Origin of the sequence: Streptomyces sp. NPDC015032 (genome assembly GCF_043080425.1) — a bacterium.
Taxonomy (GTDB): Bacteria; Actinomycetota; Actinomycetes; order Streptomycetales; family Streptomycetaceae; genus Streptomyces.
The window spans coordinates 77,885-94,546 of sequence record NZ_JBIBVN010000029.1 but is presented as its reverse complement, the minus strand read 5'-3'; the positions used below and the strand labels follow the sequence as shown (position 1 = coordinate 94,546).

Here is a 16,662-nt window from a genome sequence, read left to right as displayed (position 1 = left end):
TGGTTCAACAAGTCCCGCCGCCTGGCGGTCCTGGAACACCGCCTCGACATGGCGCGTGCCGACCGGGAGGCCGGTGTCGTGCACGTCGTACGCGGCGGCCGGAAGCTGCTGGGCAACCGGCACAACCTCCAAGCCGCGCAGCTCACCGAGGCCGAGTGGCGGGAACGGTGGGAGGCCGAGCGCTGGTTCCTGTCAGCGGACGGGGAGTCCGGGAAAAGGTTCGGGAACGAGACGATCCGCGTCACCCCCGACGGCGATGTGTCCGTCAGGCTCCCCGCACCGCTCGCCGGCCTGGCGAACGCCAAGCACGGACGGTACGTCCTGGCCTCGAAGACCGCGTTCGCGCACCGGGGCCAGGAATGGGCCGACCGCATCGAGAACAACCGGGCCGTGGCCTACCGCATCCACTACGACGTTCAGCGTGGACGCTGGTACCTCACCGCCTCCTGGCAGCGGCCCGTCGTCCAGACCGTCCCCCTTCAGACCGCACGGGAGGCAGGCATGATCGGCGTCGACACCAACGCAGACCACTTCGCCGCCTACCAGCTCGACGTCCACGGCAACCCGGTCGGCGACCCGCGCCGCTTCTTCTACGACCTGTCCGGCACCGCCGCTCATCGGGACGCGCAGATCCGGCACGCCATCACCCAGATCCTGCACTGGGCGAAGGACCGCGGCGTCAACGCGATCGCGATCGAGGACCTGGACTTCACCGCCGAGAAGACCCGCGAGAAGCACGGCCGCAAGAAGCGGTTCCGTCAGCTCATCTCCGGCATCCCGACCGGCAAGCTCAGGGCCCGGCTCGTCTCCATGGCCGCCGAGACCGGCCTGTCCGTCGTGGCCGTGGACTCGGCCTACACCTCGATGTGGGGAGACCAGTACTGGCGCCAGCCCATGCAGACGCCCCGCCGCAAGATGTCCCGTCACGATGCTGCCGGCATCGCGATCGGACGACGCGCCCTCGGACACCCGATCCGGCGACGGACGACACCGCCCCACGACGACCGGAGTGATCGTCATGGGCATCGGACCGCCCAGGCCGGACCAGGCACCCGAGGGCGTGAGGAAACCCGCCCACCCGTCACGGAACGTGCACGCGATGCACGCGCCCGAACGGGGACACAACACGGAACGCGGGAGACCAGCGCATCCAAAACCGTTCGGGATACGCGCAGTGCCGGGCAGTGGGTCCAAGACTCACTCCTGCTCACTGACTAGGAACGGTCGGTGACCTAAGGGCTGTTCCGTAATCCCTGGCGGGCGCACGACGACAGCTACTTCCCCAAGCTCTCGGTTGCGCTCGAGCAGGGGAGGCCCCATCCTCGCCGCGTTGTCGGAACGTCCGAATACATCCAGTATGCGGACGTCTCTCCGCCTTGCGATGCACCGCATCTGACGCCGCGCGCTGATCCACCAGGGATTACGGGACAGCCCTTAGTCGGCGGTAGTACAGCCCAACCGCCAGTCAGTGCACAGCAATTGCGGCTGCCGCGCCGAGCCCCGACCATGCCATGCATTCGCCCGACTGGCGACCCGAGCACTACCAGCAGTTCAACCGCGATCACGCTCGGCTCCGGGCTCCCGGAGAACGTGCCTTCGCACAGCTGAAGACCTGGCGACTACTCCGGCGGGCCAGAATCAAGCCGGACTCCTCGCCTATGGCTTCACATCGAGACGCACGAGCGCGCCGATCTCGACGAGTTGGTCCGGCAGCGCCAAGTCGGAAACGCCCATGACCGTGCTGGTGGGCCGGTGCTCCCCGAAGTACTCGGCGTGGAGGCGTGCCGTCGTGTCGAAGTTCTCGCGCAGGTTTCTCACCAGAACCGTGGTCTCTGCTATCTGGCTACGCTCGGCCCCGAACTGCCTCAGTATCAGGTCCAGATTCTCCAGCGTGGTGCGGACCTGCAGTTCGAAGTCGTCGGCACCCACGAAGTTGCCATGACGGTCATGAGACAGCTGCCCCGACACATAAACCGTGTCACCGACCTGGGCGGCCTGACTGTACCCGTACAACGATTCCCACGGCATGCCGAACCCGAACGCCTTCATTTGAGAACTCATGACTTACTCCCTTGATACAGCTTGTGGGCTGTCAGTTGCAGATAGATTCCTTACATGTAGAAGTTACGGGTTCGTGTAAACGATGCTTGTCTGGCAGCGCCGTCGAAGTGTTCTCTGCGCGCACAAAATTGGCTGCAGTGGGTCCCATTGGGCGCCGCCGGTATTGAGTAGAACCATCACGCCAACATCTACGAGGCCCTGCGGAAGCATCCGGATGTCTTCTCGCGATCCATACTGCTGATCACCTACGACGAGCACGGTGGCCTGTACGACCACGTCCCGCCCATCGACCGGGTGGCGGAAGCCGTCGCCGATGTTCTCGTAGCCGAGGTCGGTCAGGGTGGGGATGCCCAGGGTGGCGGCGAGCCGGTTGAGGGTGTCGACCAGGCCGTGGGCGCGGGCGCAGGTGGTGTCGTGCTCGCGGCCCGGGCGGACCGGGGAGACCCACAGTGGCCAGCCGTCCGGGGCGGCGATGACCTGTACATTCCCGCCGTGGTGCCGGTGTTTCCCGGACCACCACAGGTCCGCGCCGGACAGCGGTTACGCACCGCAACCATCACGTTGCCGAGAAGACCTCACTGTGTACTTGAGGGCGCAGGTGTCCTTTGACGTGGTTCTCTTGACGTGGATCTCTTCGCTTTGCAGCTTCATCCTTCGTCTGGCCTTTCGTCTTGCAGAATGACCTTTCGTCGCGGGCTCGGGTTGTCGAGTTGCGGATCCGCGCTGTCCGGCACGAGCTCAATCGGAGGGCGTGGCCGGGGACCTCAGGCCGAGCCACTGCTCGGCGTCCCAGGCATGGAACCGCTCTACCTCGGTGAACCCCAGCTTCGCCGCGAGACGCATCGAGCTGACGTTGGCTGTCTGGGTGTGGAGCACCACCGGCTCGCCGGGAAGGATGCCGTCGAGCCAGTCGAGTGCCGCCGCGCACGCCTCGGCGGCGTACCCGAATCCCCACGCCCGCGGCAGGAACAGGTAGCCGAGATCGACCTTCCCCACGGCAGCCGGGCGACCGTGCTCCGGTGCTCTCCTGAGCAGGATCTCACCGATCATCGCCCCGTCGAGATCGACGACGAAACACCCGGGCCATTGCCCAGGCACCCCAGGCACCTCGCGCTCAAGCTCGTCATGCGGGCGGGGGCCGCCGAGGTAGGTGTGCACCTCTGGCGACGCCAGCAGCTCGATGAACGCCGCACGGTCCCGGGCCTCGGGCTCACGCAGCACGAGCCTCTCGGTCCTGATCGGGGCAGGTGGCCATGCGACGGGTCCAAGGTCAGTCATGCCAGCCACCCAATCAACAGGCTCGGCAGCGATCAAGACTCCCAGTCCGAGGTCTACGAACAGGCCCCACCCGAACCAGGCGTCCCCACCCTCCGAAAACGAAAGGTTGATCTGCACAACTCCTGCGCCGACCGCGCAGACAAGAACTTCATCCCCCTGACCACAGCCACGGCCCCATGCAACCGCCTGCGGCGCTGGACAGCAGGAACCGAGAACACCCTGGGCCGCGCGGTCCTCCTTGCTGATCACGAGCCCGCCGAGGTCCGAGACGCCCTCGGTGCCGTCCACGCGATTCGGACGCATCTGGTAGGTGAAGGAGACCGGGTGCGAGGCGATGCTCGTGCTTCCGGCCTCGGCAGTCCGAGGGACCGGAAGTTTCACCGGCCTTCGAAAACAGAACCGAAGCAACCACCACCACGTATCGGCTGCGCTGTCTTCGAGCACGCCAGAACGCCAGCCCCATGCCCCACCCCAGAGTCACAAGTTGCTCACATGTCGCTCACAAGCCGCCGAGATCTAAACGCCGCCACCATGTAGCCGTCAAGCACATTTCGCGACTGTTCTCCCTCGATTGCGGAGGCCGCTCCTGCTGGGGCCCCGGACGTGGCGAAGCGTTACGCGGCCGCCGAGGAGCGCGCCGACGTGCTGCTCGCCCCCTGACCGGGAGACACCCGAACGTTTTGCCTCGTGATCGTCTTCTCAGCCTTCACCGGGCAGGCGGATGAAGGGAGGGCCCCAGGGGTTCGGGCCTTCCGTTGTCAGGGGCGGCGTACCGTCATCCCCCGTACGGGGCGACGCTAATCGGACGTCTCCGCAGGGGAGTGTCGGGACCCGGCCTCGGGGTCTTCGGTGGTCTTGTCGAGTTTCGGCCCGTCCGAGGCCGTACGGGCCTTCGGGGCGGATGACACGGACCGGGCGTCCTCGGGGTAGTGGCAGGCCGTCAGATGGCCGTCCCGGCTGCCCTCGGCCCGTACCAGCGGCGGGGCCTCGCTCGCGCACGTGTCCGTCGCCTTCCAGCAGCGGGTGCGGAAGCGGCAGCCGGACGGCGGACTGACCGGGGAGGGCACGTCGCCGGTGAGGAGGATGCGGTCCCGGGCCGGCGTCTCGTCGGCCGTCGCCTCGGGGACGGCGGAGAGCAGCGCCCTGGTGTACGGGTGCCGGGGGTTGCCGTACAGGTCGTCCCGGTCGGCGATCTCCACGATCCGGCCGAGGTACATGACGGCGACGCGCTGCGAGAAGTGGCGTACGACGGCGAGGTCGTGCGCGATGAACAGGAACGCGATGCCGAGTTCCTGCTGCAGCTTCTGCAGCAGGTTCACCACCTGGGCCTGGATCGACACGTCCAGTGCCGAGACCGGCTCGTCGGCCACGATCAGCTTCGGCTCCAGGGCCAGCGCGCGGGCCACCCCGATGCGCTGACGCTGACCGCCGGAGAATTCGTGCGGGAAGCGGTTGTAGTGCTCCGGGTTGAGCCCGACGATCTCCAGCAGCTCCCGTACGCGCGCCTCGCGTCCGCCCGCCGGGTCGATGCCGTTGATCTCCATCGGCCCGGCGACGATCTTGCCGACGGTCTGCCGTGGGTTCAGCGAGGCGTACGGGTCCTGGAAGATCATCTGGATCTCGGAGCGGACCGGCGCCAGTTGCTTGCGCGAGGCGTGGGTGATGTCCTGCCCGCGGTAGGAGATCGTGCCGGCCGTCGGCTCCAGGAGCCGGGTGATCAGCCGGCCCGTCGTCGACTTGCCGCAGCCGGACTCGCCGACCAGGCCCAGGCTCTCGCCCTCGCCCACGGTGAAGTCCAGCCCGTCGACGGCCTGCACCGCGCCCACCGTCCGCCGGATCGGGAAGCCGGCCCGGATCGGGAAGTGCTTGGTGAGTCCGGAGACGTCCAGGAGGGGATCTGTGCTGCTCATAGTGGGGAAGTCCCGTCTCTTGTACGTCAGTTGGCCCGGGTGCCGGCGAAGTCGGCGAAGAATTCGACGCGCTGCTCCGGAGTGAGGTGGCAGGCGGCCCCGCGGCGGTCCACCAGCTCCAGCGGCGGCTGAGCGGTCGCGCAGCGCCCGCCGCCGACCTGTTCGGTGAAGGAGCACCGCGGGTGGAAGCGGCAGCCGGTCGGCGGGTTGAGGAGGCTCGGCGGGGACCCGGGGATCGGCGACAGTGGTACGTCGACCGGACCGTCGAGGCTCGGCATGGACCCCAGCAGGCCCCAGGTGTACGGGTGCTGGGGCGTCCGCAGCACCTCCTTCTTCGTACCGCGCTCCACGCAACGCCCGCCGTACATCACCAGCACGTCGTCCGCGATGTCGGCGATGACACCGAGGTCGTGGGTGATGAAGATGATCGCGGTGCCGGTCTCCTGCTGGAGGTCCTTGAGCAGGTCCATGATCTGGGCCTGCACGGTGACGTCCAGCGCGGTGGTCGGCTCGTCGGCGATCAGGAGCTCCGGGTCGCAGACCAGCGACATGGCGATCATCGCGCGCTGGCGCATACCGCCGGAGAACTGGTGCGGATAGTCGTCCACCCGCAGGTCGGGCTGCGGGATGCCCACCTTGGTGAGCATCTCCACGGCCCGCGCGCGTGCCTCCCGCTTGGAGGCGCCGGTGTGCTTGCGGTACGCCTCGCCGATCTGCCGGCCGATGGTGTGGTACGGCGACAGCGAGGCCAGCGCGTCCTGGAAGATCATGGCCATCTTGTTGCCGCGCAGCCGCTCCAGCTCCCGCTCCGATGCGGCGAGCAGATCCTGGCCGTCGAGCAGGATCTCGCCGTCGATCCGGGTGTGGTCGGCGTCGTGCAGGCCGAGGATCGTCAGGTTGGTGACGGACTTGCCGGAGCCGGACTCGCCGACGATGCCGAGGGTCCGGCCCTTCTCCACGTCGAAGGAGAGGCCGTCGACGGCCTTGACGACGCCGTCCTCGGTCGAGAAGTGAACGTGTAGATCCCTGACCGAGAGGAGGGGCTGCTGATCGGTGCTCGTCACGGGGACGCTCCAGGAGGATGTTGCGGGAGGAGGGGGTGGGCCGGAACGGGGAGCGGGGTCAGGCGAGCCGGATCCGCGGGTCGATGAGGCCGTATACGGCGTCCACGACGATGTTGGCGAAGACGATCGCGCCCGCCGCGACGATGGTGACCCCGAGCAGCATGGGCAGGTCGCTGGTGTCGACCGAGCGCACCGAGAGCTGTCCCAGACCCTGGAGGCTGAAGGTCACCTCGGTGATGATGGCGCCGCCGATCAGCGTGCCCAGGTCGATCCCGAAGATGGTGACGATCGGTCCCATCGCCCCGCGCCAGGCGAAGCGGAAGAAGACCGAACGGCGGGACAGGCCCTTGGCGCGTGCGGTGCGGACGTAGTCCTCACTGAGCTGCTCGACGAGCTGGGAGCGGGTCATACGGGTGTAGTTGGCGGTGAAGATGATCGACAGCACCAGCCAGGGCAGCAGCAGCCCCGATGCCCACTTCGCCGGGTTCTCGGTGAACGGCGTGTACGAGGGCTGTTCCAGCAGGCCCATCTGCTGCACCAGCAGGAACATCGCGATGTAGCCGACGAAGTAGATCTGGAGCGAGGAGCCCAGCAGCGAGAAGGAACTGGCGATCTTGTCGAGCGCTTTGCCCTGCTTGACCGCGGCGAGCATGCCCGTTCCGACACCGATGACCAGGAAGAAGAAGGCCGCGCCCAGCGAGAGCGAAAGGGTCAGCGGCAGCCGGTCCATGATCGTGCCGAAGACCGGCTGGCGGTTGGTGAACGAGTAGCCGAGGCAGGGCGCCGGGCAGTGACCGTAGTTCCCGTAGTCACGCCCCATGAAGATACCGGTCAGCCAGTGCCAGTACTGGACGGGCATCGGGTCGGCGATTCCCAGGTTCTGCTTGATCTGGGTGAGGAGTTCGGGGGTGCAGACCTTGCCGCAGGCCATCCGGGCGGGGTCACGGGGGATCGCGTAGAAGAGGTAGAAGGTGATGGCGCTGATGATCAGCAGGATGACGAGAGCGCCGGTCACACGGCGGAGCAGGAATCGAAACATGGGATCGCGACTTTCCGGGTGTGGCGCCGTCGCCGAGGGAGAGAGCGGGGGGTTGCGAGGGGGAGGGGCGGTCCGGTCGCCCCTCCCCGGTCGCGTCACTTCATGGCGAAGAGCTTGGTGATCGCGATGCCGTTGTTGCCCGAGTCGAAGGCCACGCCGCCGACCTTGGAGCCGTGGAGCCAGTTGCGGATCGGCCAGTAGTCCGGAACGCACGCGGCCAGTTCCATGATCTGCCGGTCGATCGCGCCCCAGGCCTTGTTGGCCTCCTCCAGGTCGGTGATCTTGGCCGCGGCGTCGATGGCCTTGTTGACGCCCGCGTCGTTCAGCTGCGGCCAGTTGGAGGCGCCGTCGGCGATCACGCGGCCGTCGAAGGTGGGCTGGAGGGCGGTGTAGCCACCGGGCCAGTCGGCGGACCAGCCCGCCGCGAACATGTCGAAGTGGTTGTCGATCTGGGCGATCTGGCTGTAGAAGGAGGTCTTGTCAACCTGCTTCGTCACCACGTCGAAGCCGGCCTTGTCGAGCGCGTTCTTGATCGCGACGGCCTGCTTGACCTGGTTGTCGGACTGCTGGAAGGCGATGACGATCTTCTGGCCCTCCTTGCCGGCCTCCTTCAGCAGCGCCTTGGCCTTGACCGGGTCACCCGCCGGCTTCGCCTTCTTGCCGTAGAGGTCGAAGTCGGCGTGGCCCGGGGTGAGCGGGCTGATGATGGTGGTGGCGATCTCGGAGGACGAGGCACCGCCGCGGATCAGCTGGGTCTGCTGCGCGGGCCAGGCGTAGTTGAGGGCCTGACGGACCTTGACGTCCGTGATGCGCGTGGTGTTGATCGCGTAGTAGTACGTCGCCGGGTCGAGGTGGTGCAGGACGCGCTTCTTCAGCTCCGGGTCACCGAGGACCTTCTGGATGCGCTCGGGCGCGATCTCGTTGAAGATCGACAGGGTGTGCTGGTCGTTGCCCTGGTCCGCGATGTAGCGGTCCGTGGAGGCCAGCGACTGGAAGCCGAACTGGAACTGGAACGCGTCCGGGTAGGCGTTGCGGATCGGGTCCGTCTTCGGGTCCCAGTGCGGGTTGCGCGACAGCGACATCGACTTGCCGACCTGGCGGGCGTCGATCTTGTACGGACCGCAGGAGAACGGCTTCTTGTCGTAGTCCTCCTTGTTGTCGTGCGCCTTCGGCACCAAGGAGAAGGACCGCATGCTCAGCATGAAGTTGAAGTCGCCGCGGGCTTCCTTGAGGCGGAAGGTGACGGTCTTGCCGTCGATCTCGATGGAGTCCAGGTGCTTGCCCTCGTAGGGGCCCTGGTACTTCTCGCCGCCGATCAGCCAGTCCTGTGGGTAACGCGGTCCGAAGGTCACGAACTTGGCGAAGAGCCGCTCGAAGGTGTGGCGGACGTCGTCCATCGTGATGTCCGAGCCGTCCTCCCACTTCACGCCGTCCTTCAGGGTGAACGACCAGGTCTTGCCGCCGTCCTTCGTGGTGCCGGCGTCGGTGGCGAGGTCACCCACGAGCGTGGTGGTGCCGTTCTGGGCCACCTTGTAGCCGACCAGACCGCGCATGAACAGCGGGGTGATGAGGAACTCGTAGCTCGTCCAGATCTGCGCCGGGTCCAGGTGGTCGCAGTCCATCTGATCCATCGTGTAGAGCGTGCCGCCCTTGACCGCGCCCGGGACCTCGGGGGAAGGACCGGTGGAGTCGGCCTTGGTGCCGACCAGGATCTCGGCGCCCTTGTTGCCGGTGACCTTCGGGGCGTTCTTGTCGCCCCCCTTGCCGCCGCCCGCGTCACCGCTGCTGCATGCGCTCAGGACAGTGGAGCTCGCGGCCGCCACACCGGTGGCGATCAGGAAGTTTCTGCGGGAGAAAGACATGCGTATCGGTCCTTGTGGTCGGTGGACGAAGCAGGTGCGGCGGGCCGGAGGTCAGCGGCCGGGCCGGGTGGAGCCAAGGCTCAGCGCTTCGACTTCGGGTCGAGCGCGTCGCGTACGGAGTCGCCGAGCAGATTGAAGGCGAGGACGAAGATGATCATCGAGATGCCCGGGAAGAGCATGAAGGTGATGTCGTCCGTGTAGAAGGACGCTCCGCGCTGGATCATCACGCCCCAGTCGGGGGTCGGATCGATGATCCCGACGCCGAGGAAGGCCAGACCCGCTTCGGCCGTCACGAAGGCGGGCAGGGCGAGGGTCGCCTGGATCAGGATCGGCGTCCAGAGATTCGGCAGCAGTTCCTTGAAGATGATCCGGGCGGGGGAGGCGCCGGTCACCTTCGCGGCCTCGATGAACTCCCGCTCGCGCAGGGCCAGTACCTGGCCGCGCAGCAGGCGGGCCATCGACGCCCAGCCGAAGGCGGTGAGGGCGAGGATCAGGCAGATGGCGCGCAGGGACGTCGGGATCTCGTCGTCCGGCGACACGAACAGGCCGTAGACGACAGGCATGAAGGCGATGAAGAAGAGCGTCGACGGGAACGACAGCAGGATGTCGATGACCCGGCCGATGAAATAGTCCGTCTTGCCGCCCAGATATCCGGCGGTGATGCCGACGACCACACCGATGAGCGTGACGAGAATGGTGGCCGCCGCCGCGAGCAGGAGCGAGGTGCGGATTCCGTACAGCAGGAAGGTGAAGACGTCGCGGCCGAGTTGGGGCTCGATGCCGAACCAGAAATCGCCGCTGATACCGCCGTTGGGGAGGGCCGGGTAGCCAAATCCGTTGAGCAGTTCGGGGTTGTCCTGGCCGTACGTCGTGTACGGGTTCTTGCCGTAGAGCTTCGCGATCAGCGGTGCGGCGATCGCGATCACGAAGAAGAACACGACGATGTAGGCGGAGAGCACGCCCGTCCTGTCGCGCTTGAAGCGCCGCCAGGCCAGCTGGCCTGGACTCCGTGCGTCGGCGCCCTTGTCGGGGCCTGCGGGCTGCCGGGACTCCTCAACGACTTCGGCGGTGGTCGTGTCCACCGAAGTGATGGGGGCCGGGGATGGCGTGGTCATCGAGCTCCTGTCCCCGTACGGAAAGCGGCATCCTCCGGACAGGAGGAGCTGAGGGGTTGGAACGGACCCAATCAATCGAGTTGACAACGGTCAATCAGCCGTGAAAGTCCACACCTGGTCTTTAGGTTCTTGACTTGAACTTGACAATGCACAGATGTCCCCCAGGTGGACAGCCGTTTTACGGAACGGGGGAACCGGGGCGACTCGGGCGGGGCGTCCGATCACGGGTGTGTCCTTTTCGTTATGCGGCACACCCGAACGGCTTGATGACGCCCCCACACGTACGGCCGTAGATAGGGTGCATTCGTGTCGTTTTGAGCTGATATTGGGCTCTACGTGTGACGAAGATCTAGAGGAGGCACTCCATGCGCGGAGCCACACAGGCCAAGTGGGCTGCATGCGCGGTGGCCGTCGCCCTGGCGGCGACGGCATGTGGCGGCGGGGGCAGCGGCGGCGGTGGTGGCGGCGGGGGCAGCGGGGCCAACGGAATTGTGAGTTCCTCCTGGGGCGACCCGCAGAACCCGCTGGAGCCCGCAAACACCAACGAGGTGCAGGGCGGCAAGGTTCTCGACATGATTTTCCGGGGGCTCAAGAGGTACGACCCGAAGACCGGCGCGGCCATGAACATGCTCGCCGAGAAGATCGACACCAAGGACAACCAGAACTTCACGATCACCGTGAAGGACGGCTGGACGTTCAGCAACGGCGAGAAGGTCACCGCGAAGTCGTTCGTGGACGCCTGGAATTACGGCGCACTGCTGAAGAACAATCAGAAGAACGCGTACTTCTTCGGATACATCGACGGATACGCCAAGGTCCACCCCGAATCCGGCAGTGCCAGTGCGAACACGCTCTCCGGACTCAAGCTCGTCAACGACAAGACCTTCACGGTCAAGCTGACGCAGAAATTCTCGCTGTGGCCCGACACCCTCGGCTACCCGGCCTTCGCCCCGCTGCCCAGGGCGTTCTTCACCGACCACGCCGCCTGGGTGTCCAAGCCGATCGGCAACGGCCCGTACACCATCGACAAGTACACCAAGGGCTCGTCGATGAACCTGCGCAAGTGGGACGGGTACCCCGGGGCCGACAAGGCGCAGAACGGCGGCATCGACCTCAAGGTCTACACCGACAACAACACCGCCTACACCGACCTGACGGCCGGCAACCTCGACCTCGTCGACGACGTGCCCGCCGCACAGCTGAAGAACGTCAAGGCGGACCTGGGCGACCGGTACATCAACACCCCGGCCGGCATCATCCAGACCCTCGCCTTCCCCTTCTACGACAAGAAGTGGGACACCCCCGGCGGGATCAAGGTCCGCCAGGGGCTGTCGATGGCGATCAACCGTGAGCAGATCACCAGTCAGATCTTCCAGAAGACCCGCACACCCGCCTCCGACTGGACGTCCCCGGTCCTCGGTGCGAGCGGCGGCTTCAAGAAAGGGCTGTGCGGCGCCCCCTGCGAGTTCAACGCGGCGAACGCGAAGAAGCTGATCCAGGAGGGCGGCGGCATCCCTGGCGGCCAGCTCAAGATCTCCTACAACGCAGACACCGGTTCCCACAAGGAATGGGTCGACGCCGTCTGCAACAGCATCAACAAGGTGATGGGCAACAACAAGGCGTGCGTCGGCGGCCCGGTCGGCACCTTCGCCGACTTCCGCAGCCAGGTCTCCCAGCAGAAGCTGGCGGGCGCCTGGCGGGCCGGCTGGCAGATGGACTACCCGCTGATCCAGAACTTCCTTCAGCCGGTGTACTACACCGACGCCTCGTCCAACGACGGCAAGTGGAGCAGCAAGAAGTTCGACGGCCTGGTCGACAAGGCCAACGCGGAGTCCGACAAGGCCACGGCCGTCTCGACCTTCCAGGACGCGGAGAAGGTCCTGGTCGAGCAGATGCCCGTCATTCCGCTCTGGTACCAGAACGGCAGCGCCGGCTACTCGGACCGGATCTCCAGTGTGGCGCTCAACCAGTTCAGCGTCCCGGTGTACGAGCAGATCAAGGTCAAGTGACCCGTTGAAGCCGGGTGGCCGGTGCCTGGAACGAACGCGCCGGCCACCCGGCTTCCTCGTCCCCTCGACGCGTCACTTCCCAGTCCCGAGCCTCTGACCACCGCGACCCCCGGAGCCCTTCATGGGACGTTATGTGATCCGGCGGCTGCTGCAGATGATTCCGGTCTTCTTCGGCGCCACGCTGTTGATCTTCCTCATGGTGAACGTGATGGGCGACCCCATCGCGGGCCTCTGCGGCGAACGCCAGTGCGATCCGGCGACCGCAGCCCAACTCCGTTCGGAATTCGGCCTCGACAAGCCGGTCTGGCAGCAATACGCGACCTACATGGGCAACGTCTTCACCGGCGATTTCGGTACCGCGTTCAACGGGCAGAAGGTCACCGAGCTGATGGGCACGGCCTTCCCCGTCACCATCCGGCTCACCGTCGTCGCCATCGTCTTCGAGATCGTCATCGGCATCAGCCTCGGCGTCGTCACCGGCCTGCGCCGCGGCCGCCCCGTCGACACCACCGTGCTCATCCTCACCCTGATCGTCATCTCCATCCCGACCTTCGTCACCGGTCTGCTGCTCCAGCTCCTTCTCGGAGTGGAGTGGGGCGTCATCAAGCCATCCGTCTCACCGGAGGCGCAGTTCAACGAGCTCCTCGTTCCGGGACTCGTCCTCGCCTCGGTCTCGTTGGCGTACGTCACCCGGCTCACCCGGACCTCGATCGCCGAGAACGCCCGCGCCGACTACGTCCGTACCGCCGTCGCCAAGGGGCTGCCCAGGCGGCGCGTCGTCATCCGGCACCTGCTGCGCAACTCGCTGATCCCCGTCGTCACCTTCATCGGTACGGACGTGGGCGCCCTGATGGGCGGGGCGATCGTCACCGAGCGGATCTTCAACATCCATGGCGTCGGATACCAGCTCTACCAGGGCATCCTGCGCCAGAACTCCCAGACCGTCGTCGGGTTCGTCACCATTCTGGTCCTCGTCTTCCTGGCGGCCAACCTGATCGTCGACCTGCTGTACGCCGTACTCGACCCGAGGATCCGCTATGCCTGAGCAGACACCGGACGGGGCGATCTCACCAGCCGGAGCGGGAGGCGTGATGGACCTGGCCCTGGAGGAGGGCACGACTCTCGGCAGGACGCCGGGCGGCCCCGAGGGCACCGGCCCCGCCGAGAAGGCGCGCAGCCTGTGGTCCGACGCCTGGCGGGACCTGCGCCGCAACCCGGTCTTCATCATCTCCGCCGTGATCATTTTCTTTCTCGTGATCATCTCGATCTGGCCGTCGCTGATCGCCGATCAGGACCCCTTGAACTGCAACCTGGACAAGGCCCAGCAGGGCTCGCAGCCGGGTCATCCCTTCGGCTTCGACGGGCAGGGCTGCGACGTCTACACCCGTACCGTCTACGGGGCCAGGAACTCGGTCACCGTCGGCGTCTGCGCCACTCTGGGCGTCACACTGCTCGGTGGCTTCCTCGGCGGCCTGGCGGGCTTCTTCGGCGGCTGGTGGGACTCGGTCCTCTCCCGCCTCACCGATGTCTTCTTCGGCATCCCGGTGGTCCTCGGCGGCCTGGTCTTCCTCTCCGTGGTCACCAGCGCCACCGTCTGGCCGGTGATCGGCTTCATCGTGCTGCTGGGCTGGCCGCAGGTCGCCCGCATCGCCCGGGGCTCCGTGATCACCGCCAAACAGAACGACTACGTACAGGCGGCACGTGCGCTGGGCGCCTCCAACACCCGGATGATGCTGCGCCACATCACCCCGAACGCCATCGCGCCGGTGATCGTCGTCGCGACCATCGCACTCGGTACCTACATCTCCCTGGAGGCGACCCTTTCGTTCCTCGGTGTCGGCCTGAAACCGCCGGCCGTCTCCTGGGGCATCGACATCTCCGCCGCGTCCCAGTACATCCGCAACGCCCCGCACATGCTGCTCTGGCCCGCCGGAGCGCTGGCCGTCACCGTGCTCGCGTTCATCATGCTCGGCGACGCGGTGCGCGACGCCCTCGATCCCAAGCTGCGCTGAGGAGCCCGCTGCCATGTTGCTCGAAGTGCGCGATCTGCACGTGGAGTTCCACACCCGCGACGGGGTGGCCAAAGCCGTCAACGGGGTCAACTACTCGGTGGCCGAGGGCGAGACGCTGGCCGTCCTCGGCGAGTCCGGCTCCGGGAAATCGGTCACCGCGCAGGCGGTCATGGGGATTCTCGACATGCCCCCCGGGAAGATCGGCGGAGGCGAGATCCTCTTCAAGGACCGCGATCTGCTGAAGATGAAGAAGGACGAGCGCCGGAAGATCCGCGGCCAGGAGATGGCCATGATCTTCCAGGACGCGCTCTCCTCCCTCAACCCCGTGCTCAGTGTGGGGGAGCAGCTCGGCGAGATGTTCGTCGTCCACCGCGGGATGTCCCACAAGGACGCCAGGCTGAAGGCCGTCGAGCTGATGGACCGGGTCCGCATCCCGGCCGCGAAGGAACGCGTGGGGAACTACCCGCACCAGTTCTCCGGCGGCATGCGCCAGCGCATCATGATCGCCATGGCGCTGGCGCTGGAACCCTCGCTGATCATCGCCGACGAACCCACCACGGCTCTCGATGTGACCGTCCAGGCCCAGGTGATGGACCTGCTCGCCGAGCTCCAGCGCGAACTGAACATGGGCCTGATCCTGATCACCCACGACCTCGGGGTGGTCGCGGACGTCGCCGACCACATCGCCGTGATGTACGCGGGCCGGATCGTCGAGACCGCCCCCGTCCACGAGATCTACCGGGCACCCGCCCACCCGTACACCAGGGGCCTGCTCCGGTCGATCCCGCGCCTGGACCAGAAGGGCCAGGAGCTGTACGCGATCAAGGGCCTCCCGCCCAACCTGCTGCACATCCCGCCCGGCTGTGCCTTCCACCCGCGCTGCCCGATGGCCCAGGAGGTCTGCCGGGGCGAGGTACCGCCCCTGTTCGAGGTTGCCGAGCACCGTGAGAGCGCCTGCTACTTCTGGAAGGAGACGCTCGATGCACGCTGAACCGGGGAGCACCCGCGCGGGCGGCGAACCCATTCTGGAGGTGCGCGACTTGGTCAAGCACTATCCGCTGACCCAGGGCATCCTGATCAAGAAGCAGATCGGCGCCGTCAAGGCCGTCGACGGGGTCTCCTTCGATCTGGCGGCGGGCGAGACGCTCGGCATCGTGGGGGAGTCGGGCTGCGGCAAGTCGACCGTGGCCAGGATGCTGGTGCACCTGGAACGGCCGACGGCCGGGGCGATCAGATACAAGGGCGAGGACATCACCAAGCTGTCGGGGCGCGCCCTGAAGGCCGTGCGCCGCAACATCCAGATGGTGTTCCAGGACCCGTACACCTCCCTCAACCCCCGGATGACGGTCGGCGACATCATCGGGGAGCCGTACGAGATCCACCCCGAGGTGGCCCCGAAGGGCGACCGGCGCCGCAAGGTCCAGGACCTGCTGGACGTCGTCGGGCTCAACCCGGAGTACATCAACCGCTATCCGCACCAGTTCTCCGGCGGCCAGCGCCAGCGCATCGGCATCGCCCGCGGCCTGGCCCTGAACCCCGAGATCATCGTCGCCGACGAACCCGTCTCCGCCCTCGACGTCTCGGTGCAGGCCCAGGTCGTCAACCTGCTGGACCGGCTCCAGGCGGAGTTCGCACTGAGCTACGTCTTCATCGCGCACGACCTGTCGATCGTCCGGCACATCTCCGACCGGGTCGCCGTGATGTACCTGGGCCGTCTCGTCGAGACCGGCACCGAGGAGCAGATCTACGACCACCCCACGCACCCCTACACGCAGGCACTGCTGTCCGCCGTCCCGGTGCCGGACCCGATGGCCCGCGAGCACCGGGAGCGGATCATCCTGCACGGCGACGTCCCGTCACCCGCCAACCCGCCCTCCGGCTGCCGCTTCCGCACCCGCTGCTGGAAGGCGCAGCAGCGGTGCGAACTGGAGGTGCCGCTGCTGGCGGTCCCGGCGGTCTTCCGGCTGACGGACACCCCGGCCGGGCACGACTCGGCCTGCCACTTCGCGGAGGAGAAGCAGGTGGTGCCGCCGGAGAGACTGCTGGAGACGCCGATGGCGGAGACGGCAGAGAAGGCAGAGACGGCAGAGAAGGCAGAGACGGCAGAGGGGGCAGAGGGGGCAGAGAAGGCAGAGGCGGCAGAGGCGGCAGAGAAGACAGAGAAGGCGGCGGACGAGGTGGGCCCCTCGGACGCCGTGGAGCAGGAGGACGGGCCGCCGGCCTCCGGGAGCACCCGGGCCGTCTGACCACGGATACGTCAACGCGCGGGCAACCCGGCCGCCCCACGTGCTGGCCCGGCGGGGCACCACCGA

Annotated in this window: 13 protein-coding genes and 3 pseudogenes; 8 read left to right on the top strand and 8 right to left on the bottom strand. The window is 66.8% G+C overall.

What is annotated here, in order from left to right; genetic code table 11:
• On the top strand, window positions 1-1,218 hold a 1,218-nt coding region (locus ACF08M_RS30790), incomplete at its 5' end, for an IS200/IS605 family accessory protein TnpB-related protein (RefSeq protein WP_392188535.1).
• 311 nt (window positions 1,219-1,529) lie between these two features.
• A pseudogene (locus ACF08M_RS30785) lies at window positions 1,530-1,736 on the top strand (hypothetical protein); the annotation flags it as partial.
• On the opposite strand, the gene ACF08M_RS30780 reads toward ACF08M_RS30785, so the two are convergent.
• Window positions 1,657-2,061: a RidA family protein gene (locus ACF08M_RS30780; RefSeq protein ID WP_392188534.1), complete on the bottom strand. Its 405-nt coding sequence runs from the start codon at window positions 2,059-2,061 to the stop codon at window positions 1,657-1,659. The pseudogene ACF08M_RS30785 and the gene ACF08M_RS30780 overlap by 80 nt on opposite strands.
• 186 nt (window positions 2,062-2,247) lie before the next feature.
• Here ACF08M_RS30780 and ACF08M_RS30775 point away from each other — a divergent pair.
• Window positions 2,248-2,301 (top strand): annotated as a pseudogene (locus ACF08M_RS30775) (hypothetical protein); the annotation flags it as partial.
• A gap of 69 nt (window positions 2,302-2,370) precedes the next feature.
• Here the strand turns inward: ACF08M_RS30775 and ACF08M_RS30770 are convergent.
• From ACF08M_RS30770 to ACF08M_RS30740, 7 genes and pseudogenes are all read right to left on the bottom strand, one after another.
• Window positions 2,371-2,601 (bottom strand): annotated as a pseudogene (locus tag ACF08M_RS30770) (transposase family protein); the annotation flags it as partial.
• A 198-nt stretch (window positions 2,602-2,799) separates the two neighbouring features.
• Window positions 2,800-3,339, bottom strand: a complete 540-nt coding sequence (locus ACF08M_RS30765; RefSeq protein ID WP_392188539.1) for a GNAT family N-acetyltransferase — start codon at window positions 3,337-3,339, stop codon at window positions 2,800-2,802.
• Window positions 3,340-4,136: 797 nt separating this feature from the next.
• The gene (locus ACF08M_RS30760) at window positions 4,137-5,249 is read right to left on the bottom strand and encodes an ABC transporter ATP-binding protein (protein ID WP_392188533.1); all 1,113 of its coding nucleotides are present in this window, start codon (window positions 5,247-5,249) and stop codon (window positions 4,137-4,139) included.
• A 26-nt stretch (window positions 5,250-5,275) separates the two neighbouring features.
• Window positions 5,276-6,313 (bottom strand): ABC transporter ATP-binding protein, encoded by a 1,038-nt coding sequence (locus tag ACF08M_RS30755; protein WP_392188532.1) that lies wholly within the window; start codon window positions 6,311-6,313, stop codon window positions 5,276-5,278.
• A gap of 58 nt (window positions 6,314-6,371) precedes the next feature.
• A complete protein-coding gene (locus ACF08M_RS30750) occupies window positions 6,372-7,352 on the bottom strand; it encodes an ABC transporter permease (RefSeq protein WP_392188531.1) in 981 nt (326 codons plus the stop codon).
• 95 nt (window positions 7,353-7,447) lie between these two features.
• A complete protein-coding gene (locus ACF08M_RS30745; RefSeq protein WP_392188530.1) occupies window positions 7,448-9,214 on the bottom strand; it encodes an ABC transporter substrate-binding protein in 1,767 nt (588 codons plus the stop codon).
• An 80-nt stretch (window positions 9,215-9,294) separates the two neighbouring features.
• Entirely contained in the window at window positions 9,295-10,329 is a 1,035-nt protein-coding gene (locus ACF08M_RS30740) for an ABC transporter permease (protein WP_392188529.1), read from the bottom strand.
• 365 nt (window positions 10,330-10,694) lie between these two features.
• Between ACF08M_RS30740 and ACF08M_RS30735 the strand changes: the two genes are divergently transcribed.
• The 5 genes from ACF08M_RS30735 (at window position 10,695) to ACF08M_RS30715 (ending at window position 16,596) form a co-directional block, all read left to right on the top strand.
• Complete coding sequence (locus ACF08M_RS30735) at window positions 10,695-12,338, top strand: ABC transporter substrate-binding protein (protein ID WP_392188528.1); 1,644 nt, start codon at window positions 10,695-10,697, stop codon at window positions 12,336-12,338.
• A 121-nt stretch (window positions 12,339-12,459) separates the two neighbouring features.
• The gene (locus tag ACF08M_RS30730; protein ID WP_392188527.1) at window positions 12,460-13,383 is read left to right on the top strand and encodes an ABC transporter permease; all 924 of its coding nucleotides are present in this window, start codon (window positions 12,460-12,462) and stop codon (window positions 13,381-13,383) included.
• Window positions 13,376-14,350 (top strand): ABC transporter permease, encoded by a 975-nt coding sequence (locus tag ACF08M_RS30725; RefSeq protein WP_392188526.1) that lies wholly within the window; start codon window positions 13,376-13,378, stop codon window positions 14,348-14,350. The genes ACF08M_RS30730 and ACF08M_RS30725 overlap by 8 nt, the downstream gene beginning before the upstream one ends.
• A gap of 13 nt (window positions 14,351-14,363) precedes the next feature.
• A complete protein-coding gene (locus ACF08M_RS30720) occupies window positions 14,364-15,341 on the top strand; it encodes an ABC transporter ATP-binding protein (RefSeq protein ID WP_392188525.1) in 978 nt (325 codons plus the stop codon).
• Window positions 15,331-16,596, top strand: coding sequence for an ABC transporter ATP-binding protein (locus ACF08M_RS30715; protein WP_392188524.1), 1,266 nt, complete (start codon window positions 15,331-15,333; stop codon window positions 16,594-16,596). The genes ACF08M_RS30720 and ACF08M_RS30715 overlap by 11 nt, the downstream gene beginning before the upstream one ends.
• Window positions 16,597-16,662 lie beyond the last annotated feature (66 nt).

Excerpts from the sequence above, each read along its gene's own strand:
- ACF08M_RS30750 (WP_392188531.1), bottom strand. The coding sequence starts at position 7,352 with ATGTTTCGATTCCTGCTCCGCCGTGTGACCGGCGCTCTCGTCATCCTG.
- ACF08M_RS30720 (WP_392188525.1), top strand. The coding sequence starts at position 14,364 with ATGTTGCTCGAAGTGCGCGATCTGCACGTGGAGTTCCACACCCGCGAC.
- ACF08M_RS30715 (WP_392188524.1), top strand. The coding sequence starts at position 15,331 with ATGCACGCTGAACCGGGGAGCACCCGCGCGGGCGGCGAACCCATTCTG.
- ACF08M_RS30765 (WP_392188539.1), bottom strand. The coding sequence starts at position 3,339 with ATGACTGACCTTGGACCCGTCGCATGGCCACCTGCCCCGATCAGGACC.
- ACF08M_RS30725 (WP_392188526.1), top strand. The coding sequence starts at position 13,376 with ATGCCTGAGCAGACACCGGACGGGGCGATCTCACCAGCCGGAGCGGGA.
- ACF08M_RS30740 (WP_392188529.1), bottom strand. The coding sequence starts at position 10,329 with ATGACCACGCCATCCCCGGCCCCCATCACTTCGGTGGACACGACCACC.
- ACF08M_RS30735 (WP_392188528.1), top strand. The coding sequence starts at position 10,695 with ATGCGCGGAGCCACACAGGCCAAGTGGGCTGCATGCGCGGTGGCCGTC.
- ACF08M_RS30730 (WP_392188527.1), top strand. The coding sequence starts at position 12,460 with ATGGGACGTTATGTGATCCGGCGGCTGCTGCAGATGATTCCGGTCTTC.
- ACF08M_RS30745 (WP_392188530.1), bottom strand. The coding sequence starts at position 9,214 with ATGTCTTTCTCCCGCAGAAACTTCCTGATCGCCACCGGTGTGGCGGCC.
- ACF08M_RS30760 (WP_392188533.1), bottom strand. The coding sequence starts at position 5,249 with ATGAGCAGCACAGATCCCCTCCTGGACGTCTCCGGACTCACCAAGCAC.
- ACF08M_RS30780 (WP_392188534.1), bottom strand. The coding sequence starts at position 2,061 with ATGAGTTCTCAAATGAAGGCGTTCGGGTTCGGCATGCCGTGGGAATCG.